The organism is Streptomyces durmitorensis, from assembly GCF_023498005.1.
GTDB lineage: Bacteria > Actinomycetota > Actinomycetes > Streptomycetales > Streptomycetaceae > Streptomyces > Streptomyces durmitorensis.
Map to the genome: position 1 here is coordinate 2948324 of NZ_CP097289.1, position 21688 is coordinate 2970011.

20 protein-coding genes and 1 pseudogene are annotated in these 21688 nt (G+C 69.1%); 7 read left to right on the top strand and 14 right to left on the bottom strand.

Going from position 1 to position 21688, the window contains the following annotated elements:
* Positions 1 to 419 precede the first annotated feature (419 nt).
* From M4V62_RS13000 to M4V62_RS13010, 3 genes are all read right to left on the bottom strand, one after another.
* Positions 420 to 1598 (bottom strand): AAA family ATPase, encoded by a 1179-nt coding sequence (locus tag M4V62_RS13000; RefSeq protein WP_249592805.1) that lies wholly within the window; start codon positions 1596 to 1598, stop codon positions 420 to 422.
* 964 nt (positions 1599 to 2562) lie between these two features.
* Entirely contained in the window at positions 2563 to 2811 is a 249-nt protein-coding gene (locus M4V62_RS13005; protein WP_249587424.1) for a hypothetical protein, read from the bottom strand.
* Positions 2808 to 4256 (bottom strand): recombinase family protein, encoded by a 1449-nt coding sequence (locus M4V62_RS13010; RefSeq protein ID WP_249587425.1) that lies wholly within the window; start codon positions 4254 to 4256, stop codon positions 2808 to 2810. Before M4V62_RS13010 ends, M4V62_RS13005 begins: the two co-directional genes overlap by 4 nt.
* Between M4V62_RS13010 and M4V62_RS13015 the strand changes: the two genes are divergently transcribed.
* The gene (locus tag M4V62_RS13015; protein WP_249587426.1) at positions 4255 to 4977 is read left to right on the top strand and encodes a phosphatase PAP2 family protein; all 723 of its coding nucleotides are present in this window, start codon (positions 4255 to 4257) and stop codon (positions 4975 to 4977) included. The genes M4V62_RS13010 and M4V62_RS13015 overlap by 2 nt on opposite strands.
* A gap of 1 nt (position 4978) precedes the next feature.
* Here M4V62_RS13015 and M4V62_RS13020 read toward each other — a convergent pair.
* The 8 genes and pseudogenes from M4V62_RS13020 to M4V62_RS13055 form a co-directional block, all read right to left on the bottom strand.
* Positions 4979 to 5986: pseudogene (locus M4V62_RS13020) on the bottom strand (chitinase); the annotation flags it as partial.
* A 278-nt stretch (positions 5987 to 6264) separates the two neighbouring features.
* Positions 6265 to 6741 (bottom strand): hypothetical protein, encoded by a 477-nt coding sequence (locus tag M4V62_RS13025; RefSeq protein WP_249587428.1) that lies wholly within the window; start codon positions 6739 to 6741, stop codon positions 6265 to 6267.
* Between the two features lie 136 nt (positions 6742 to 6877).
* Positions 6878 to 8296 (bottom strand): NAD(P)/FAD-dependent oxidoreductase, encoded by a 1419-nt coding sequence (locus M4V62_RS13030; RefSeq protein ID WP_249587429.1) that lies wholly within the window; start codon positions 8294 to 8296, stop codon positions 6878 to 6880.
* 29 nt (positions 8297 to 8325) lie between these two features.
* A complete protein-coding gene (locus M4V62_RS13035) occupies positions 8326 to 9129 on the bottom strand; it encodes an ABC transporter permease (RefSeq protein ID WP_249587430.1) in 804 nt (267 codons plus the stop codon).
* Positions 9129 to 10067, bottom strand: coding sequence for an ABC transporter permease (locus tag M4V62_RS13040; protein ID WP_249587431.1), 939 nt, complete (start codon positions 10065 to 10067; stop codon positions 9129 to 9131). The genes M4V62_RS13035 and M4V62_RS13040 overlap by 1 nt, the downstream gene beginning before the upstream one ends.
* Entirely contained in the window at positions 10064 to 11224 is a 1161-nt protein-coding gene (locus M4V62_RS13045; RefSeq protein ID WP_249587432.1) for an ABC transporter ATP-binding protein, read from the bottom strand. The genes M4V62_RS13040 and M4V62_RS13045 overlap by 4 nt, the downstream gene beginning before the upstream one ends.
* 71 nt (positions 11225 to 11295) lie before the next feature.
* Complete coding sequence (locus M4V62_RS13050) at positions 11296 to 12540, bottom strand: ABC transporter substrate-binding protein (RefSeq protein ID WP_249587433.1); 1245 nt, start codon at positions 12538 to 12540, stop codon at positions 11296 to 11298.
* 62 nt (positions 12541 to 12602) lie between these two features.
* Complete coding sequence (locus tag M4V62_RS13055) at positions 12603 to 14105, bottom strand: gamma-aminobutyraldehyde dehydrogenase (protein ID WP_249587434.1); 1503 nt, start codon at positions 14103 to 14105, stop codon at positions 12603 to 12605.
* 176 nt (positions 14106 to 14281) lie between these two features.
* On the opposite strand from M4V62_RS13055, the gene ybiA reads away from it, so the two are divergent.
* Positions 14282 to 14863, top strand: a complete 582-nt coding sequence (gene ybiA, locus M4V62_RS13060) for a riboflavin biosynthesis intermediates N-glycosidase (RefSeq protein WP_249587435.1) — start codon at positions 14282 to 14284, stop codon at positions 14861 to 14863.
* Between the two features lie 153 nt (positions 14864 to 15016).
* On the opposite strand, the gene M4V62_RS13065 is transcribed toward ybiA, so the two are convergent.
* Complete coding sequence (locus M4V62_RS13065) at positions 15017 to 15484, bottom strand: DUF4190 domain-containing protein (RefSeq protein ID WP_249587436.1); 468 nt, start codon at positions 15482 to 15484, stop codon at positions 15017 to 15019.
* Between the two features lie 430 nt (positions 15485 to 15914).
* Between M4V62_RS13065 and M4V62_RS13070 the strand changes: the two genes are divergently transcribed.
* From M4V62_RS13070 to M4V62_RS13085, 4 genes are all read left to right on the top strand, one after another.
* The gene (locus M4V62_RS13070) at positions 15915 to 16973 is read left to right on the top strand and encodes an adenosine deaminase (RefSeq protein ID WP_249587437.1); all 1059 of its coding nucleotides are present in this window, start codon (positions 15915 to 15917) and stop codon (positions 16971 to 16973) included.
* 21 nt (positions 16974 to 16994) lie between these two features.
* Positions 16995 to 17693: a glycerophosphodiester phosphodiesterase gene (locus M4V62_RS13075; protein ID WP_249587438.1), complete on the top strand. Its 699-nt coding sequence runs from the start codon at positions 16995 to 16997 to the stop codon at positions 17691 to 17693.
* Positions 17694 to 17723: 30 nt separating this feature from the next.
* On the top strand, positions 17724 to 17891 hold the full coding sequence (locus M4V62_RS13080) for a hypothetical protein (protein WP_249587439.1): 168 nt from the start codon (positions 17724 to 17726) through the stop codon (positions 17889 to 17891).
* 187 nt (positions 17892 to 18078) lie between these two features.
* Positions 18079 to 19260 (top strand): serine hydrolase domain-containing protein, encoded by a 1182-nt coding sequence (locus tag M4V62_RS13085; protein WP_249587440.1) that lies wholly within the window; start codon positions 18079 to 18081, stop codon positions 19258 to 19260.
* 33 nt (positions 19261 to 19293) lie between these two features.
* Here M4V62_RS13085 and M4V62_RS13090 read toward each other — a convergent pair whose 3' ends face one another.
* A complete protein-coding gene (locus M4V62_RS13090; protein WP_249587441.1) occupies positions 19294 to 19980 on the bottom strand; it encodes a class F sortase in 687 nt (228 codons plus the stop codon).
* Entirely contained in the window at positions 19977 to 20813 is an 837-nt protein-coding gene (locus M4V62_RS13095) for a GVDTG sorting domain-containing protein (protein ID WP_249587442.1), read from the bottom strand. Before M4V62_RS13095 ends, M4V62_RS13090 begins: the two co-directional genes overlap by 4 nt.
* A 234-nt stretch (positions 20814 to 21047) precedes the next feature.
* On the opposite strand from M4V62_RS13095, the gene M4V62_RS13100 reads away from it, so the two are divergent.
* Complete coding sequence (locus M4V62_RS13100) at positions 21048 to 21521, top strand: hypothetical protein (protein ID WP_249587443.1); 474 nt, start codon at positions 21048 to 21050, stop codon at positions 21519 to 21521.
* Positions 21522 to 21688 lie beyond the last annotated feature (167 nt).

Consider the following 21688-nt stretch of genomic DNA (forward strand, 5'->3'; position numbering starts at 1 on the left):
CCTTCCTGGTGATGTTGGCCAGGCGCCTCTGTGCGGCGCTATGGCGGGGGCGGCGCCGCCCGGTGCCGGGGCGGGGGCGGGCGGCGCGTGAGGAGCCGTCCAGCGGGGGCGGGGCTACTCCTCTGGTCGACCAGCAAGGCGCCGCAGCGGAGTTGCTATGCGTCCAGCGCCTTGGCTGCGTTGCGTCGCCTTGATCTCTTGAGCGCCCCTCGTATCCCTCCCCAGGTCCTTACAGAGACCTGGGGGGATGGGTACGCGTTGGGGAAATGCCATGGCTTCGCGGTATACGAAACGGATACGTGCTGGTCGGAAGGGATACGGATTTGGGTACGCCGTGGGTACGAGGGGCATGAGCGAGGGATACGCGGAGGTATACGGGACACCCTTCGTATCCCTCGCCGGGGATACGGCTGCGATCTTCAGTTGAGCGGCTCCCGTACGTACTCCTGGGCAGACTCGTTGATGAGGTGCCAGACCGCGCCCCCGCCCGACACCCGGTATCGGCTCGTGCCGGGGGACCTCTCGGCCAGCTTCTTTTTGAGCAATCCGTTGATGGCCTTCTGCGCCGCACTGCGGGCCTTGCCCTTGTCCCCGTCCTTGTCCCACCCGCACTCACGGGCCAGGTCGGTCGGTGACCCGCCCACTTCCCCGAACTCCGACATAGCCACCAGTACGGCGCGCTGCTTGTCGGTCACCTCGGGGACGCGCGGCTGGTAGCCGTCGTGGGCGCCGTCGCGCGTCACGCTGTAATGCATGGGCGAGTTCAGGTCCTTGGAGTCGTCGGCCCGTACCCGGCGGATCAGCGTCACTTCCGAGTCGGGAATCTCGTCCCCGGCGAACTGCCATTTGAGGACGGCGGTGGATTCCTTGGTCTGGTCGTCGGTGCGCTTGCTGACGACAGCCACGGCGATAAGGAAGCGGCCCCACTCCTGCGGGCCGACACCGCTTGACCGGTCGTGGCCGCTGCCCGATCCACCTTTGTTCCAGTGATGACTGATCAGCAGCGTCGCGTCCGCGTCCTGGACGACGCGCTGAATGCCTCCCAACAGGTCGCCCATGGCGAACAGGTCGCTCCCTTTGGCGCCTCCCACAGAGAGGTACAGCGGGTCCAGGATGACCAGCTTCGGCGTGAACTCCGCAAGAGCCTTGGCTATGAGGTGAAGGTGCTGGGCGTCGCTCAGCTTCGGCGCGCGGCAGCATATGACGATGTCGAGCGCGTCAGCCGCCTCGCGGGTGAGCCCCTTGGACTCCGCGACCGCGTGGATACGGCGCGTCAGCTTCGCGTCGGAACCCTCTCCGTAAAAGAAGACCACCGCGCCGGCGGTGCGGCACGGGAATTCCCCGAGCCAGGGAAGCCCCGCAGCACAGGAAACTGCCGCGTCGACACCTCCCCAGCTCTTTCCCGCCTTCTTCTCGGCGGACATCACGCCGTAGTCCCCGTGCACCATGACGGGCTCGAAGAGGAACTGCCTCGGTTCGCGGGTCGCGACGTCGGCAGCGATGTCCGCGAACTTCCTGAACACGAGATCCGGGACGGATTCGGCATCGGCGGCCGTAACGGATGCGGGGGCAGGGTTGGCGTCCCGCTCCTTTTCCATCTGGACCACCGTGGCAGTGAAGGCGGAAAGGGAAGGGTCAAGCAACTTCGCCGCCCCCCAAAGAGCGGTCTGGTCCTCCTGGTTCAACCCGCCGTAAACGACGGCACGCGCGAGTGCGCACAGGGTCGGCGCACGATCCTGACTCACCACCGTTGACACCGGTTCGGCGGGCTGCGGCCTGTGCTCGGGGTGCTCGCACGGGTCGGGCATCTGGTGTGTCGGGCACAGGTCGGTAAAGGGGGTGCTCATTCCGCGCCCCCGTCCGCGACCTTTACGGCCAGCATCGCGACACCTGCGCGAGTCGCGGCGCGGAACACGTCGCCGGTATCGGCAACGGCGCCCGAAAGAACGGGGCATCCGCCGTCGTGCCGTACGTCAAGGTGCTCGATACCGTCCGCGTCACGGTGGATTCCGCGAACCTCACTGCGGCAATGCCCGCACCGGTACACCTTCGCGAGCTTCTGCGCGGCCGTGACGGGCTTCTGACGGCGGTTGCGACCGACGCCGCCACGGCGGCTCACTGGTCGCCCCCATGGCCGTTGTAGGCGCTCCGCCGTACGCTGGCATAAGTCGACGCCGTGCCCCGGTTGTTGATATCGGCCCCCGAGTCCTTCGATTCGGGGGCTGCGTCGTTATGCGGCATGGCCGACACCCCCGCCCGGATTCAAGAGAATGGCAAGCCGGGCGCGCTGGTCATCGTTCAGCGGCGGCGCGGATTCGACGACGCGCTTTATGTACGCCGCGAGCGTGAGCGTGGCAAGTTCGCGGTCGAGCTCAGTCGTATCCGCGTCGGGATGGTGCCGCTTCTCTGCGGCCTTCCTGGCTCGCAGGTGCGCAACTTCAGAACTGATAGGCACTGTTGGTATCTCCGGGGCATACGAAGTACGCGCCCCGGTGACGACGCCTGTCGCGAGTGCGGTTCAAGGCTGCTCGCGTCCAGCCTGCTAGCAACTGTAGCAATACGTCAGGGAATCCGAGAGATGTCCAAAGTCTCGAATCCCGCCTGCGCGACCTTGAGCATGTTCTCTTCGCGGAGCTGCGCGTCACGGCCGCACTTCGTGCAGACGAATCGATACGTGTAGCCGCCGTCAGGCCGCTGGACGTTGTGCTGAGCTGCATCCGGGATGCCGAGGTGGGCCACGCCCGGCTCGCAGTAATTGATCAGACGCCGGGCGTGCTGCCCGCGATCGGTGCACACGACTTTGACGGTCACGCCCTCACCCACCTGATCCTCTCGGACATCGTCGCCGACTTGGCCACGGCCGCAATCGGGCGGATACGGGGCTGCCCGATCACGTCAGGGCTCAACAGTAGGGCCGCTATGGCGCGCTGCGCCGCCAGCGGCGTGCTCTCCCAGCGACCAGCGACATTGGGGCCAGGCTGGAACAAAGCGCTGAGGCTCGCAGGCCGGATCAGCTTCTGCTGCCGCTCTTGCAACTCAGCTATTCGCACCTCAAGCCGCTCGCTACGACGTGCGAACCTGCGCTCCTCGCTCATCGTCTCGGGTTGGGCCTGCTCAGTTTCCTGAAGGTCGGCACGTGCCTTGGCGAGGACGTCACGGATCTCTGCGGCCTCTCCCGTGGAATCCTCAGCGTCGAGGATCTGATAGACATCGCGCCGTCCCAGATAGCTCAAGATCACGCCGGGCTCTTGGGCATCCCCTATGAAGATCTCGTCTACGTCGCTCTTCGGGACACGCCAGCACCCGCGCTTGCACTCGTAGTTGATCTCTTTGCTTCGGTACCGGACCGTGATCGGTCCTGTGCAGCGATCGCACGTGATCGCCCCGGTGAGCGCGTAATGGGCCCCGCCGGGATTCCCCTTGATGCGGGACGGGTCAGAGATGATCTGCTGCACCTCGTAGAACAGGGCGTCGCTCACGAGACGGGGCCACGCTGCCTGCACCGTGCCGCCCTTCGTGCACCGCAGACCGAGGTAGCAGACGTGCGTGACCAGGTCCCGCAGAGTCTGAGCCGATAGCGGCTTTCCGCGTCGCCCGACGATCCCGCGCGCAGCCCAATCACGCTCGATCTCGCAGAACGGGTCTTGGGCCCGAACGCGCTGGAAGAGTTCCACGATGCACGGGGCCTCGACCGGGTGGGCATACTGCCGGACAGGGACGCGCTTGCCCCTCCTGATCTCGTACTCTCGCTCGAAACCAAGCGGGCAGATGCCGTGCGGCTTGCCGTCGCGGATGTTGGCGTCGATCCCCCGACGCGTGCGGGCGGAAAGGCGCCGTACCTCTATCTCGGAACTCACTCCGTCAGTCAGCAGCGTCTCGCGGTCGCGGTAATTCGACGGGTCGTAAGTCCGTTCGTGGCTCGTGACGTGGATCAGGACTCCGTAGTCCTCGCACAGATCCAGCAGGGTGGCCCATTCACCCACGCGGCGAGAGCCCCGGCTCGACTCCCACAGCCACAGGATCTGAGCCTTGAACTGATCGCTGCGCAGGTCCGCGATCAACCTGTCGAAGTCGCCGCGCGCATGCTTCGCGTACGGCGACGCGCTGCCTTGATCGCTGTACGGCACCCCGAGCGTGACACCCTCACCGGCAGACGCGCGACTGTTGTCGTCGTGCTGCTCGGTGATTGAGCGCTCGCCACGCGCGGAGACCCTCAAGTACTCGCGACCGATCATTCCTGACAGGCTGTTGACCATGGCTACCCCCTCGGACCCGCACACCCAGTGTGCGCCTACCTCTCAAGGTAGAAGGCCCCCTGTTCCGGGGCGGCCGACCACTTTCCTCTTCTGCCTCTGCGCGCTGTTCTTCGCGCTCATCACCTGGCAAGTGATCGCCGACGGTCCCCTCCGCGACGCGGACGAGCGGCTCGGCCCCTGGATCACCGGCAGCCGCCTCCCGGACGGCGCCGCCGAATTCCTCGCCGATCTGGGCGGGGTCGCCGTCGCCGCCCCGGTCCTCGCCGCCGCCATCGCCTACGCCGCCTGGCGTGGCCACCGCGCCGGCGCGTTCCGCTGGTGGCTCGGACCGGCGGTCGCCGCCGTGGCCATGGTCGCGGTCCCGGTCCTCGTGATCCCGCTCAAGGAGCTCATCGGCCGCACGGGGCCGCCCGGCATGGACGGCACCGGCTACTACCCCTCGGGCCACACCGCCACCGCCATGGTCGCCTACGGAGGGGCGGTGCTGCTCCTGCTGCCGTACCTGCGCGGCACCTACGCACGGCGTGAACTGGTCATCGCCTGCGCCCTGTTGAACTTCGGGGTCGGGCTCGGGCTCATGCGCCGGGGGTATCACTGGCCGCTGGACGTGGTGGCCAGTTGGTGCCTGTTCGGGATGGTGCTGCAGGTGATGGCGCTCGTGGTGGCGCGGTACGGCCACCGCGCCACCGATGCGAACGGGGAAGCGGCCGGTCCGGCGTGACTCAGCCGAAGTAGCCGTCGAAGTTCTTCGAGAACTCCCAGCTGTTGTGACGGTCCCAGTTGATCGACCAGGTCATCAGGCCGCGCAGGCCGGGCCAGGTGCCGTGCGTCTTGTACGAGCCGCAGTTGGTGCCCTTCGTCAGGCAGTCCAGGGATTTGTTGACCTCGGTCGTGGGGACGTGGCCGTTGCCCGCGTTCGTCGATGCGGGCATGCCTATGGCGACTTTCTCCGGGGGCAGCGCGGGGAAGACGTTGTTCGTGTCGCCCGCCACGGGGAAGCCGGTGAGCAGCATGTCGGTCATCGCGATGTGGAAGTCCGCGCCGCCCATGGAGTGGTACTGGTTGTCCAGGCCCATGATCGGGCCCGAGTTGTAGTCCTGGACGTGCAGCAGCGTGAGGTCGTCGCGCAGGGCGTGGATGACCGGGAGGTAGGCGCCGGCGCGGGGGTCCTGGCCGCCCCATTTGCCGGTCCCGTAGAACTGGTAGCCGAGCTGCACGAAGAAGGTCTCGGGGGCCATCGTGAGCGTGAAGCCGCTGCCGTACTTGGACTTGAGGGTCTTGACCGCCGAGATGAGGTTCACGATCGACGGCGTCTTCGGGTTCTTGAAGTCCGTGTCGTCGGCGTTCAGCGAGAGGGAGTGGCCCTCGAAGTCGATGTCCAGGCCGTCGAGTCCGTACTCGTCGATGATCGCGGAGACCGACGAGACGAAGGTGTCGCGGGCCTGCGTGGTGGTCAGCTGGACCTGGCCGTTCTGGCCGCCGATGGAGATCAGGACCTTCTTGCCCGCTGCCTGCTTGGCCTTGACCGCGGCCTTGAACTCGTCCTTGGACTCGACGCCGGGGCACTCGGTCCGCGGACAGAGGCTGAAGCGGATGTCGCCGGACGTGGCGGAGGTGGGTTCACCGAAGGCGAGGTCGATGATGTCCCAGCTGTCGGGGACGTCCGAGAGCCGCGTGTAGCCGGAGCCGTTGGCGAAGCTCGTGTGCAGGTAGCCGACCAGGGCGTGGTCGGCGGCGGCCTTCGGCACCGGCCCCGTCGAGGGGCCCGCCGAGGCCTCGGTGACGAGCAGGCCGGACGCGGCGAGCGCGCAGGCCGTGGCCGTGGCGAGGGTGAGACGTCTGAGGTGGCGCGACAGGGAACGGTCCACAACTGCCTCCGGGCATGGGGGGAAGGGGAGGGTGGGCCGCTCAATTTGGTCCAGACCAATGCAGTTGTCAAGGCCCCGTCAAGCCTTCGCCGGATGGCGGTCCGTCTCAGTGGCTCCCCCGCATACCCTCCCCCCCCCGCCTACTCCCCCGCCTGCTCTCCGTCCCGCGGCGCCAGCTGCGCCGCCGCCTCGTGCATCGCGAGTTCGAGCAGTGCCGGATCCGTCAGCGTGCCCGAGCCGTCGGGCGGCACGAGCCAGCGGACGCCGCCCGTGGCGCGCCCCGGGTAGGGGACCACGATCCAGGTGCCGTGACCCGCGCCGCGTACGCCCGTGCCGAGCCAGCGGGCGACCGTGCCCGCCGGCACGAAGAACCCCATGCGGGAGTCGCCGAAGTCGGCGAGCACCGGGCCGGGACGGTCGATGCAGCGGGTCAGTACGTCGAGCGTCGGATAGCCGAGTTCACCGGGAAGGATGAGTACGTCCCAGAGCCTGCCGGCGGGAAGGAGCGCGACCCCCAGGGGATTGCGCTCCCACTCCCAGCGGCAGGCCTCCGGATCCGGCGCCACCGACACCAGCCATTCGACCGCCGACTTCGCTCCCGAGCCCGAGCCAGTCATGGCGGGACCTCCCTCTTCCTGTGATGCAGCTGTGCATGTCACAGGAGAGAGGGGGCTGGGGCGGCAGCATTACGCGGGTTCCGGGAACTTGTTGACGAATCGTCGACAGACAGCGGCCGTCCGAGCCCGGAGGCGGTCAGCTGTCGAAGCCCAGGCCCAGCTTGTCCATGGTCTTCAGCCACAGATTGCGCCGGCCGCCGTTCTCGTCCGCCCGCGCCAGGGACCACTTGGTCAGCGCGACGCCCGTCCACGCGAACGGCTCGGGCGGGAACGGCAGCGGCTTCGTGCGCACCATCTCCAGGGACGTGCGCTCCGTGCGCTCGCCGGAGAGCAGGTCCAGCATGACGTCGGCGCCGAAGCGGGTGGCCCCGACACCGAGCCCGGTGTAGCCCGCCGCGTACGCGACGCGCCCCGCGTGGGCCGTGCCGAAGAACGCCGAGAAGCGCGAGCACGTGTCGATCGCGCCGCCCCACGCGTGCGTGAACCGGACCCCCTCCAACTGCGGGAAGCAGGTGAAGAAGTGGCCCGCAAGCTTCGCGTACGTCTCGGGGCGGTCGTCGTGCTCGGCGCGCAGCTTGCCGCCGAACGGATAGATCGCGTCGTAACCGCCCCACAGGATGCGGTTGTCGGCGGAGAGCCGGAAGTAGTGGAACTGGTTGGCGCTGTCGCCAAGGCCCTGACGGTTCTTCCAGCCGATGGCCGCCAGCTGGTCCTCGGTCAGCGGCTCCGTCATCAGGGCGTAGTCGTAGACCGGGACCGTGTACGCGCGCACGCGCTTGACCAGCGAAGGGAAGATGTTCGTGGCGAGCGCGACCTGCCGGGCGCGGACGCGGCCGTAGGGGGTGCGTACGGCCATCCCGGCGCCGGACGAGGCGAGTTGGAGCGCGGGCGTGTGTTCGTAGACGCGTACGCCCTTCTCCAGGCAGGCGCGCTTCAGGCCCCAGGCGAGCTTCGCCGGGTGGAGCATGGCGACGCCCTCCCGGTCCCAGAGTCCGCCGAGGAAGGTCGGCGAGTCGACGTGCGCGCGCACGGCGTCCGCGTCGAGCAGCTCGGAGCTGCCCGCGAGGCCGTGCTCCGCCATCTCCTCGTACATCTCGTGCAGTTCGGCGAGCTGGTGCGGCTGGGTCGCCACGTCGATCTCGCCGGTGCGCTCGAAGTCGCAGTCGATGGAGTAGCGCTTGACGGCCGCCTCGATCTCGTCGAGGTTGCGGGCGCCGAGCTCCTCCAGCTTCGCGATCTCGCCGGGCCAGCGGGACAGGCCGTTCGAGATGCCGTGCGTGAGGGACGCGGCGCAGAAGCCGCCGTTGCGGCCGGAGGCGGCCCAGCCCGCCTCTCGGCCCTCGACCAGGACCACCTCGCGGTGCGGGTCGCGCTCCTTGGCGATGAGCGCGGTCCACAGTCCGCTGTAGCCGCCGCCGACGACGAGCAGGTCGCACTGCTCGTCGCCGGTGAGGGCGGGTTCGGCGCGTGGCTTGCCGGGGTCGTCCAGCCAGTACGAGACCGGCTGGGCGTCGGAGAGGGACTTGGTGAAACGGGTCATGGCGCTTGGGGCCATGATTTCCACTCCTTCAGAACTGTCGGGTGTTACCGCGCCTGCTTGTTGCGGCGCTTGGAAATGATCATGCCGCCGAGCACCAGGAGAACGGCGACAAGGAACATCGCCGTACCGATGACATTGATCTGGACGGGCGTACCGCGCTGTGCCGATCCCCAGACGAACATGGGGAAGGTCACGGTCGAGCCCGCGTTGAAATTCGTGATGATGAAGTCGTCGAAGGAGAGCGCGAAGGCGAGCAGCGCGCCCGCCGCGATGCCTGGCGCGGCGATCGGCAGCGTGACCCGGACGAAGGTCTGCACGGGGCCCGCGTAGAGGTCCTGCGCGGCCTGTTCCAGACGCGGGTCCATGGACATCACGCGCGCCTTGACGGCGGTCACCACGAAGCTGAGGCAGAACATGATGTGGGCGATGAGGATCGTCCAGAAGCCGAGCTGCGCACCCATGTTGAGGAAGAGCGTGAGCAGCGAGGCGGCCATGACGACCTCGGGCATCGCCATCGGCAGGAAGATCAGCGAGCTGACCGCGCCGCGCGCCCGGAAGCGGTAGCGGACGAGCGCGAAGGCGATCATCGTGCCGAGCAGGGTCGCGCCGATCGTCGCCCAGGCCGCGATCTGCAGGCTCAGGCTGAGCGAGCCGCACATGTCGGCGACGCCGCAGGGGTCCTTCCAGGCGTCGAGCGAGAAGTCCTGCCAGGCGTAATTGAAGCGCCCCTTCGGCTTGTTGAAGGAGAACACCGTCACGACGACGTTCGGGAGCAGCAGATACGCGAGCGTCAGCAGACCCGCGATGACGACGAATTTGCCGCGGAGCCAGCGGAAGAAGGCAGCCATCAGACGAGATCCTCCGTCCCGGACTTACGGATGTACACGGTGACGATGACGAGGATCGCCGCCATGAGGATGAAGGAAAGGGCCGCGGCCGTCGGGTAGTCCAGAATGCGCAGGAACTGCGTCTGGATGACGTTGCCGACCATGCGGGTGTCGGTGGAACCGAGCAGATCCGCGTTCACGTAGTCGCCCGCCGCGGGGATGAAGGTGAGCAGCGTCCCGGAGACGACGCCCGGCATGGAGAGCGGGAAGGTCACCTTGCGGAAGGTCGTGGACGGCTTGGCGTAGAGGTCGCCCGCCGCCTCGTGCAGCCTGCCGTCGATGCGCTCAAGCGACGTGTAGAGCGGCAGGATCATGAACGGCAGGAAGTTGTACGTGAGTCCGCAGATCACCGCGAGCGGTGTGGCAAGGACCCGGTCGCCCTCCGTCACGCCGAGCCAGCTGGTGACGTCAAGGACGTGCAGCGAGTTCAGGGCGCCCACCAGGGGGCCGCCGTCCGCGAGGATCGTCTTCCACGCCAGCGTACGGATGAGGAAGCTGGTGAAGAACGGCGCGATGACCAGGACCAGGATGAGGTTGCGCCAGCGGCCCGCGCGGAACGCGATGAGGTACGCGAGCGGATAGCCGAGCAGCAGGCACAGGATCGTGGCGGCGCCCGCGTACATCACCGAGCGCAGGAACTGCGGCCAGTAGTCGCTCAGGGCGTCCCAGTAGGTGGCGAAGTGCCAGGTGACCTTGAAGCCGTCTTCGAGCGAGCCGGTCTGGACGGACGTGGAGGCCTGGTAGACGAGCGGCAGCGCGAAGAAGACGACGAGCCAGAGGATGCCGGGGAGCAGCAGCCAGTAGGGGACGAGCCGTCCGCGCTTGCGGACCTTGCGGGTCTTGCGGGGCGCTTCGTCCGGCTCCCCGGCCGGGGGCGCTTTGGTGAGGGTGGTCGTCATGCGGAGGCGTCCTCCTCGACCTTCTCGACGCCCGCCTCGATGTCCTGGGCGGCGTCCAGGCCGAAGGTGTGCGCGGGGTTCCAGTGCAGGACGACCTCGACGCCGGGGACCAGGCGGGTGTCGCGCTCGATGTTCTGGGCGTAGACCTCGAAGGCGTCGCAGAGCGGGCTGTCGATGACGTACTGCGTCGATACGCCGATGAAGCTGCTGTCGGCGATGCGGCCCGTGATGCGGTTGCGGCCCTCCGGGATCTGCCCCGCGTCGTCGGCGTGCGTGAGGGAGATCTTCTCGGGGCGTACGCCGAGGATGACCTTGCCGCCCGTGGTGGTCGGCGCCGTACATCGTGCGGCGGGCAGGACGAGCTTGCCGTCGCCCGCCTTGAGGGTGAGGTCGTCGCCGCTGCGGCCCGCGATCTCGGCCTCGATGAAGTTCGACGTGCCGAGGAAGTTGGCGACGAAGGTGGTGCGGGGGTTCTCGTAGAGGTCGGCGGGGGCGCCGAGCTGTTCGACCTGGCCCGCGTTCATCACCGCGACCTGGTCGGCCATCGTCATGGCCTCCTCCTGGTCGTGCGTGACGTGGATGAACGTGATGCCCACCTCGGTCTGGATGCGCTTGAGTTCGAGCTGCATCTGGCGGCGCAGCTTGAGGTCGAGTGCGCCGAGCGGCTCGTCGAGGAGCAGCACCTTGGGGTGGTTGATCAGGGCGCGGGCGACGGCGACGCGCTGCTGCTGACCGCCGGAGAGCTGGTGCGGCTTCTTGCGGGCCTGCTCGCCGAGCTGGACGAGGTCGAGCATGTCGCCGACCTTGCCCTTCACGGACTTGATGCCGCGGCGGCGCAGGCCAAAGGCGACGTTCTCGAAGATGTCGAGGTGCGGGAAGAGGGCGTACGACTGGAAGACCGTGTTGACGGGCCGCTTGTACGGCGGCAGCGCCGTGACGTCCTGCTCGCCCAGGTGCACGGTGCCCGAGCTGGGCTCCTCAAGACCCGCGATCATGCGGAGCGTGGTGGTCTTGCCACAGCCGGACGCGCCCAGCAGCGCGAAGAAGGAGCCCTGCGGCACGGTGAGGTCGAGCGGCCGGACGGCCGTGAAGGAGCCGTACGTCTTGCTGATCCCGGTGAGGCGGACGTCGCCGCCGTGTTCTGTAGCAGTCGTCATGGTGCGTCCAGGGGGGTCGAGGGGACGGAAAGGGAGGGCGCGGGAACTACGGACGGGCGTGGGCGCACCGTCTAGGCACCGGTCAGCTTGGCGAACTTCTCCTCGTACGCCGTCTCTTCCTTCGGCGTCAGCGAGCGGAACCCGCGGGACTTCGCGGCCATCTCCTTGTCCGGGAGGATCAGCGGGTTGTTCGCGGCGTCCTTGTCGAGCTTCGCGAGTTCGGGGCGCACACCGTCCACGGGGCAGACGTAGTTGATGTACGCGGCGAGGCGGGCGGCGGGCTCGGGCTCGTAGTAGTAGTCGATGAGCCGTTCGGCGTTCTTCTTGTGCCGCGCCTTGTTCGGGACCAGCAGGTTGTCCGTGGACGTGATGTAGCCCTGGTCGGGGATGTGGAAGGCGATGTCGGGGTTGTCGGCCTGGAGCTGGACGATGTCGCCCGCCCAGCCGAGGCACGCGGCGAGGTCGCCCTTGTCGAGGTCCGACGTGTAGTCGTTGCCCGTGAAGCGGCGGATCTGCTTCTTGTCGACGGCCTTCTGGAGGCGGGCGATGGCCGCGTCGAAGTCGTCGTCGGTGAACTTCGACGGGTCCTTGCCCATGTCGAGGAGCGTCATGCCGACGCTGTCGCGCATCTCGGAGAGAAAGCCGACGCGGCCCTTGAGCTTGGGGTTGTCCAGGAGCTGCGAGACCGAGGTGATGTCCTCGCCGTCGGTCGCCTTCTTGTTGTACGCGATGACCGTGGAGATGCCGGTCCAGGGGTACGAGTAGGCCCGTCCCGGGTCCCAGTCCGGGTTGCGGAACTGGGCGGCCAGGTTCGTGTACGCGTGCGGCAGGTTGGCCGGGTCCAGTTTCTGGACCCAGCCGAAGCGGATGAGCCGGGCCGCCAGCCAGTCCGTGACGCAGATGAGGTCGCGTCCGGTGTCCTGGCCCGCCGCGAGCTGCGGCTTGATCTTCCCGAAGAACTCGACGTTGTCGTTGATGTCCTCGGTGTACTTGACCGTGATCCCGGTGCGCTTCGTGAACGCGTCCAGGGTGGGGCGCCGTTCGTCGTCGTCGACGTCCATGTACTCGGTCCAGTTGGAGAAGGTGATCCGCTTCTCCTCGGCCGAGTGGTCGTCGGACGTGACGTCGCCCTGGCCCTTGCTCGCCGCCGGGATGCCGCAGGCACTGAGCGCACCGAGACCGCCGACGGCAAACGCGCCGCTCGCGGAGGCGCGCAGCAGGGAACGGCGGGTCAGGGCGGCCCTGCCGTTCCTGAAGCTGCGGTGCATGGCGGCCAGTTGGGCCGGAGACATCCGGTGGGGCTCGTACTGCTCCATGCGCTTGGTTGCCCTTTCGGGAGGATGGGCGGCCGCTGGTCGGGCGGCCTTCCAGCAATCGGCTATCGGTCCCCGAAGACGGTGCGGTGCCAGTCCTTGCGGACCACCGCGGTGTTGTCGAACATGACGTGCTTGATCTGGGTGTACTCCTCGAAGGAGTAGGCGGACATGTCCTTTCCGTAGCCGGATGCCTTGTATCCGCCGTGCGGCATCTCGCTGAGGATCGGGATGTGGTCGTTGACCCACACGCAGCCCGCCTTGATCTCGCGCGTCGCGCGGTTGGCGCGGAACACGTCGCGGCTCCAGGCGGAGGCGGCGAGTCCGTACGGCGTGTCGTTCGCGAGCCGGATGCCTTCCTCGTCGGAGTCGAAGGGCAGCACCACGAGCACGGGACCGAAGATCTCGGACTGCACGATCTCGCTGTCCTGCGCGGCGTCGGCGATGAGGGTGGGCTTGTAGAAGGCGCCGGGGTGGTCGAGCGCCTCGCCGCCGGTGACCACGCGCGCGTAGGAGCGTGCCCGGTCGACGAAACCGGCGACGCGGTCCCGGTGGACGTGCGAGATGAGCGGCCCGAGGTCGGTGTCCTCGGCGAAGGGATCACCGAGCCGGACGGTCTCCATGAGGGCGGCGACACCGTCCACGAAGGCGTCGTACAGCGGGCGTTGCACGTACGCGCGCGTGGCGGCCGTGCAGTCCTGCCCGGTGTTGATGAGCGCGCCGGCGACCGCTCCGTGCACGGCGGCCTCCAGGTCGGCGTCGTCGAAGACGACGAAGGGGGCCTTGCCGCCGAGCTCCAGGTGCAGCCGCTTCACGGTGGAGGTGGCGATCTCGGCGACGCGCTTGCCGACGCCGGTGGACCCGGTGAAGGAGGTCATGGCGACGTCGGGATGCCCGACGAGCCGCTCTCCGGCATCGCGCCCCGCCCCGCTGACGATGTTGACGACACCGTCCGGGATGCCCGCCTCGGTGGCGGCCTGCGCGAAGAGGAGCGAGGTGAAGGGGGTGAGCTCGGCGGGCTTGAGGACGATCGTGTTGCCCGCGGCGATGGCGGGAAGCACCTTCCAGGCGGCCATCTGGAGCGGGTAGTTCCAGGGCGCGATGGAGCCGACGACACCGATGGGCTCACGCCGTACGTACGAGGTGTGGTCCCCGCTGTACTCCCCTGCCGACTGCCCTTGCAGATGCCGTGCCGCTCCCGCGAAGAAGGCGGCGTTGTCGACGGTGCCCGGTACGTCGAACTCCCGGCTGAGCTTGATGGGCTTGCCGCACTGGAGCGACTCGGCCTGCGCGAACTCCTCGGCGCGCTCCGCGAGTACGCCGGCGAAGCGGTGCAGGGCGTCGGAGCGCTCGCCGGGGGTCGCGCCCGCCCACTCGGGGAAGGCGTGCGCGGCGGCGGCCACCGCGGCGTCGACGTCCTTCTCGCCCGCGAGTTCGTAACGGTGGACGCCCTCACCCGTGGCCGGGTCGACGACGGCGTGGGAGCGCCCTGAGGTGCCCTTGGTCAGCCGTCCCGCGATGTACTGCGCGCCGTCCGCGAAGTGGTCCTGCGCCTGGAAGTTGTGCATGACGCTCTCCTCCGCCGTCGCCCCCGTCCCAGGGGGTCGGCGTAGCTCCAGATCGATTTGAGTGCCGATCCTGACAGAGCAGTGGTACTCCAACAAGTGATTCCGTTGTTGCCTTTTGGTTACGCGACGGAATCTGTCGACCAGGTGTCGAGTCCTCCTGGAAAACCCAGGACGGAATGTCAGTGGTGCGTGCCAGACTCGCGTGCATGACGAAGATCGACTCGGTGGACACGCTGGTCCGCGCGGTGCGGGCGGGGGAACGGGTCAAGTATCTGCACTTCTGGGGGCACCGGCCGCGGCAGGACGGAACGCTCGGTTCGAGCTGCCTGAGCCAGTGGTGGCAGTCGCCGTTCACCGTGGACGGGGTGGAGTACGGGACGGCTGAGCACTGGATGATGGCATCCAAGGCCCGCCTCTTCGCCGACCCGGAGGCCGAGGCCACGATCCTCGCCGCGCGTACGCCCGCGGAGGCGAAGAAAGCGGGGCGCCTGGTGCGGGGCTTCGACGAGGCGGTGTGGGACCGGGAGCGGTTCGGGATCGTGGTCGAGGGCAGCGTCCACAAGTTCGCGTCGACCGAGCCGCTGCGCTCGTTCCTGCTCGGCACGGGCTCGCGGGTCCTGGTCGAGGCGAGCCCGGTGGACCGGATCTGGGGCATAGGCCTGGCGGCCGACGACGAGCGGGCCCAGGACCCGGAGAAGTGGCGGGGGCCGAATCTGCTGGGCTTCGCGCTGATGGGAGCGCGGGAACGCGTGCGCTAGGCGGGGGGCTGCTCTCTGTACCGCCGCTTCGCGGCGGATGCTTCCCGCCCACCCACCCGATTACCCCGCGTCGATCCCCTCACCCACCCCCTGCACCGCAGGGCGATCGGGTGGGTGGGTGGGAGAGATCCGCCGCGAAGCGGCGGCGCAGCCCTAGGAGCCGACGGTCAAGGTCGTCGAATAGTTGCTGCCGTCGTCCGAAGCCCCGTCCTCCTCGAAGACGTCGTCCGGCGTCACGATCAACACCACCAGCAGGGCCACGCCCAGGACGATGCCCGCGATCCCGCAGATGATCCCGGCCAGCGCCTGCCCGGAGTTCGTCGCCTCGCCCCGCTTCGCCCTGCCGCGCCCGATCGCCCCGAAGATGATCGCGAGGATGCCGAGCACGATCGCCAGGGGCCACAGGCAGAAACCGACGGCCGCGATGATCCCGAGGACGAGCGCGGCCACGCCCATCCCGTTGGCGGGAGCCATCGGCATCGCGGGCCAGCCGTACCCGGGCGGGCCCTGCCCCTGGTAGCCCGGGTAGCCGGGATAACCGGGATACCCGGGGTAGCCCTGCGGCCCTGGCGCACCGGCGCCCTGGTGGCCTCCCGGAAACCCGGGGTACCCGTAAGGCACCTGCCCCGGCCCCTCAGGCCCGACCGGAGGCGGCGGCACCGGCTCCTCGCCCTGAGACCCTGGCTGAGACTGAGACCCTGGCTGAGACTGAGGCCGAGGCTGAGGCTGCCGTGAAGGCGGCCCGGACGGCGCCGCCCACGGATCCCGCTTCTCCAGCGGCACCGGCCCGGAAGCCGGCCCCGAAGCCGACCCCGCCCCCGGCGCCCCAGCCGCCCCCCGCGCCCCTTCGTCCTCCGGCGGAGCCCACGGGTCCCGCCCCTCGGGCGCACCCGAGCCCCCACCCGAGCCCGCCGAACCCTCAGACATCCCGCGTCACCTCTTTCATACGTTCCGTCATGCTACGGCCACCACCCCCGGCCGAAGGCGCGCCACTTACGATGATCCCCGACCCACCGATCAGCCGATCAATTCCGTTCCTGGGGAGGAAACCGTGACCGATCCACGCAGCACCCGTGAGCCACGCGACCCGCATGCCTTCATCGCAGGACTGCCCAAGGCGGAACTGCACGTGCACCACGTCGGCTCGGCTTCCCCCCGCATCGTCTCGGCCCTCTCCGCCCGCCACCCCGACTCCAAGGTCCCCACGGACGTGGAGGCCCTCGCCGACTTCTTCACGTTCACGGACTTCGCCCACTTCGTCCAGGTGTACCTCTCGGTGGTGGACCTGGTCCGCACCGCGGACGACGTACGCCTGCTCACGTACGAAGTCGCCCGCGACATGGCACGGCAGAACATCCGCTACGCCGAACTGACCGTCACCCCCTACAGCTCCGTGCGCCGCGGCATCGACGACCGCGCCTTCATGGAGGCCATAGAGGACGCCCGCAAGGCCGCCGAGGACGAGCTCGGTGTCGTACTGCGCTGGTGCTTCGACATCCCGGGCGAGGCGGGGCTCGAGTCCGCCGAGGAGACGGTGCGGCTCGCGACCACCGACAAGCTGCGCCCCGAGGGCCTGGTCTCCTTCGGGCTCGGCGGGCCCGAGATCGGCGTGCCGCGGCCGCAGTTCAAGCCGTACTTCGACCGCGCGATCGCGGCGGGCCTGCACTCCGTGCCGCACGCGGGCGAGACCACCGGGCCCGGCACCATCTGGGACGCCCTGACCGACCTGCGCGCCGAGCGCATCGGCCACGGCACCAGCGCCGCCCAGGACCCGAAGCTGCTCGCCCACCTCGCCGAGCACCGCATCCCGCTCGAGGTCTGCCCGACGTCGAACATCGCGACCCGCGCCGTCGCCACCCTCGACGAGCACCCCATCAAGCAGTTCGTCGCCGCCGGCGTCCCGGTCACCATCAATTCCGACGACCCGCCCATGTTCGGCACCGACCTCAACAACGAGTACGCGGTCGCCGCCCGCCTCCTCGACCTCGACGAGCGGGGCATCGCGGACCTGGCGAAGAACGCCGTCGACGCGTCGTTCCTCGACCCGGCGGGCAAGGCGAAGCTGGCCGCGGAGATCGACACGTACACGCAGACCTGGCTCGCCCCCTAGGCCCGGCACCACAATGGGCCCATGCGCACCGTGACAGCCGTGGCCCACCGAGGCGATCCCTACCGCGTCCGCGAGAACACCCTCCCGTCCCTGCGCTCCGCGCTCGACCGGGGCGCGGACGCGGTGGAGATCGACGTCCGCCTCAGCCGTGACGGCGTACCCGTCCTGCTGCACGACGCGACCCTGAAGCGTCTGTGGGACCTCGACCGCCCCCTGTCCGCGCTCTCCGCGGACGAAGTGCGCGGCCTGACCGACCGCGGCGTACCCACCCTGGAAGAAGCCGTCGCGGCGACCGATGGGCACCGGCTGATGGTGGATCTGCCGGGCGCGACGCCGGAGTCCGTGCGCGTGGTCGTCGGCGCCATCGCGGACTGCGGGGCGGCGGAGCGGGCGTACTACTGCGCGGGCGCCCGCACGATGCTCGCGGTGCGCGCGGCGGATCCCGCCGCCGAGATCGCCCTGACCTGGACGAGCCTCGCACCGCCGCGCCCGGCCGTGCTCGACGCGATCAAGCCCCGCTGGCTCAACTACCGCTTCTCGCTCCTGAACCGCGAACTGACCGTCCACGTGCAGCGCCAGGGCCTGCTCGTCTCGGCCTGGACCCCGGACACGAAGCGCTCGATGCGCCGCCTCATCGACATCGGCGTGGACTCGATCACGACCAACCGTGTCGACACGCTGCACGCCCTGCGGACACAGTCCGACGGCGCACCCTCGTAGCCGGACGGTCCCTCAACTAGCTTGTGGTCCATGGGGAACAGCGACGACGACAAACGGGAAGAGCCGCTCTTCGTGTACGAGCGCGACGAGCGGGGCTACCGCGGCCACCGTCTCAATCCGCGGCACCCCGTCGGCCGCATGCTGACCATCGCGCTCCTGGTCGGCATCGTCCTCGTCATCCTGCTCATGGCGGACTGACGCACGCCCCCGCCCTGGAGCACTCACCGACACCCCCTAGGGGACAGTCCGCCAACACCCCTGACACGCATGGGTGTTGCCCCCTCAGGGTTCACCGGGCCGCCGCCCTCCCCAGTGAGGATCCACCCCGCCACGCCGCTCACCAGGATGGGAAGCACCACACCACAGCCCACCCTGGAGTCACACCGTGCAGCCACCCGTCCGTACCGCCATCGCCGCCGCCCTCGTCCTTGGCCTCACCGGCGCGGCGACCGCCCCCGCCCTCGCGGACGCCCACAGCCACGCCCCGGCCACGACGGCTCCCGCTCAGGACTCCGCGCCCGACGGCAAGGCCCTACGCAAGGCGATCAAGGGGCTCCCGAACGCCGACGCGACCGCCGCCCTCGTCCGCGTCGGCGGCCCGGAGGGCACCTGGCGCGGAAGATCCGGCGTACACGACCTGGTCACGGGCCGGAAGGCCGACCCGCACGGGCGGTTCCGCGCCGGGTCGACGACCAAGATCGTGACCGCGGCCGTGGCGCTGCAGCTGGCCGCCGAGGGCGAGCTGGACCTCGACAGACCGGTGCAGCACTACATGCCGGAGCTGTTCCCGACGCAGAAGCAGCAGCGGAAGTTCGAGCCCATCCCCGTCCGCAGCCTCCTCAACTACACGAGCGGCCTCAAGTCGGGCGACGGCTTCGACGACGAATACGCCCACCGCTACGACACGTTGGAGCCGCAGAAGGTCGTCGCGTCGGCCATCTCCAAGGGGCCCGAGCACGACCCCGGCGCCGAGCAGCACTACCGCAACATCGGCTACACCGTGCTCGGCCTGCTGATCGAGCGGGTCACCGGGGATTCGTACGCCGATCAGGCGAGCGAGCGGATCTTCCGGCCGCTGCACCTGCACGACACCTACTTCCCCGGCGCCGACCCCCGCATCCGCGGCCCGCACAACCGCGGCTACCAGAGCATGAAGCAGCCGGACGGCACCACCCGCCTGGTCGACGTCACGGAGTGGAACCAGTCGGACCGGTTCGCGGCGGGCGACATGATCTCCTCCACCGCCGACATGGAGGTCTTCACGCAGGCGCTGTTCGGCGGAGAGGTCGTGCCCCGGCCCCAGTTGAAGGAGATGTTCACCCTGCCGAAGCTGGCGCCGGGCGTCCCCGAAGCCACCTTCGGCGCGGGGCTCCAGCGGATGGAGCTCGACGACGACAAGGTGGTCTGGCTCAAGACCGGCTCCCGCTACGGCTACTCGAACATGATCGCCTCCACCGAGAACGGCTCCCGCACCCTCGTCTATTCGGTCAACGCGACCGACGCCAAGGGCCCGGCCATGAACCCGGTCGCCGAGCGGATCGCACTGGCCGCCCTCAGCCAGGGCTGACCGGAACCGGCTCTCAGGGCCGAGCGCGAGCACCTACGCGACACCCGTCATGCTGGCGAACACCGTGATGTTGTTGGGGTAGTAGTTCCGGTCCGCGTCGAACTCGCCGCCGCAGGTGATCAGGCGCAGCCCCGCGTGGTCGATGTTCTTGTACACCTCCAGGGTGGGGAACTTCTTCTTCGGGTACTCCTCGACGCGGTCCACCGTGAAGGTCGCCGTTCTGCCGTCCTCGCGGGTCACCTCGATGGCGTCTCCCGCCTTCATCGTCTTCAGCCCCTTGAAGACGGCGTCCGCGCCATCCCAGGTCACGTGTCCCGCGATCACCGCCGGACCCTGGGAGCCGGGGGTGGGGCCCGGTTCGTACCAGCCCGCCAGATCCGGGTTCTTGGGCGTGGTCATCTCCCCGTCCTTGTTCTGCCCCAGCGTCTCCAGCTCGCTCGTCACGCCCAGGGAGGGGATGGCCACGCGCCGGGGCGCCGACCGCTCCAGGGCCGCTACGGCGTTACCCGGCCGCCCCGACTGCTCCGACTGCTCCGACGACTCCGCCGACGGTGTGCCGGCGCCGTCCTGCGCGGCGCTCTGGCGGGGGGCCGCAGGCGAGGCGGCCGGGCTGTCCTGACCCGCGCACGCGGTGAGCAGCAGGGCCGCGGCGACGGCGGCGACCACGGCGGCGGAGGCATGCCGGGCCCCGGCCCACACCCTGCGGACCGAGCGGCTCACGCGGCGTCCCCGGTCTTCGCGGCGGCGACGGCGACCGCTGCGACGGGCTCCGTCCGCCGACGCCGACGCGCGAGGACCAGCAGCCCCGCGGCCGTCAGGGCCGCCGCCCCCGCGGTACCGGTCAGGGCGCCGGAGGACATGCCGCCGCCCTCGGCGGCTCCGCCGCCGGTCTCGACCCCGCCGACGGGTACGGACCCGACCGCCGCGCCCTTGACCACACCGCAGTTGGTCGGGGCGGTGGCCTCCTGGGGAAGCTTGGGGTCGAGTTCGCTCTTGCCCGCGCCCTCGAAGTCGTACTTGCCGTTGTCGTTGCGGTCGATGCCGTGCTGCACGATGTGCAGGTCCTTGATGTGGTCCACCACATCCTGCCCGACGGTGATGGTCCGCTTGTAGGAGACCTTGCCCTGCGCGTCGGCCACCGGCATCCGGTCCACGGCGAGGCCGCTGCCCGCGTCGGTGCCCCCGGATTCGGTCAGCGAGATGTTGATGTCGCCGTAGTGGACGGTGGCCTCGGTGTTGTCGAGGATGCCGTCGCCGTTGGTGTCGTCGCCGTCGTCCGGGCACTGGAAGTCATGGCCGTCGGTGGACCCGTGCAGATGCTGAGCCGAGGGCTGTCCCGGCACCATGCCCTCGGACTTGATCCACACGGTCAGCGCGTTGCCGCGCAGGCTCAGGAGGGCCGTTCCCGTGGAGCCGGAGTCGTTCAGCGACGCCAGGTCGATCTGGTAGGCCGGGGTGTCCGCGGCGAACACCGGGGACGAGACGGCCACGGTGAGGAGGGCGGCGGGCAGCGCGACGAGCGCCGCGAGCAGGCCGGTTCGCTTGGGCATCACGTTCGTTCCTTTTCCGCGGCACCCGGACGGGACGGCCGCAAGTCGTACGGACTTCCTGGCGATGCCCGAGCGATCCGCCGACCGCCGCACGACATCAACTGCCTATGACTGCAAGGAAGTTGACGCACTGGCCCAGTGGGCGCAGCGGCTTCTCGTCGCGAGCCATGCAGTTACCCATGAAACGCAACGAGACTCCTGGGTGTTCAAATCGAGCGCCGGTACAGGAAGGAGGGCATGGTCGTGATGGCCGAGTGGGACTGGGAGAGCGGCGAAGGACTGCTGGGCATCGACGACCCCGCCGACTGGGATGCCGCGTTCGAGCGCGGCGAGAACGGTCTCGGCACGGGTGCGATCGGGCTGGCCTTCAACTGCACGCTGGAGGAAGCCTCGCCCCGGATCATCAAGGCGATGCGGTTGGCGGACCCCGCCCAGCGCGGCTTCGCGTTCACCGCGGCGGGCACCGCGGCCCGCCTCAACGGCGAACTGACCCCGGAGCTGTACGCCGCTCTGCGCGCGGAGGGGCACGGCGGCTTCGCCGAGAGCGCCGTCGACGACACGCTGACGTTCGTGCCGTTCTGGCAGCTGCCGCCGTGGTTCAAGTGGCGGACGGTCGCGTCGAAGGTGCGGGACAAGCTGGAGACCTGGCGGCTGAACGTCACGTACGCGGCCGAGGACGCCCACAAGGCCCTGCGCCGACGTCGGTCCTGACCCGAGGAATCCGCTGCGCCGGACCGCGTTGTTGTGCAGCTAAGTGCACAACAACTTGCTGCACGCGGCGCGGCTGGCGGGCCACTTCGGCGATGGGGCACGGTGATTCACGTGCATACCGAACGGATGCACCGCGGTATCCCCCTCCCCCACACCAGTCGGATACC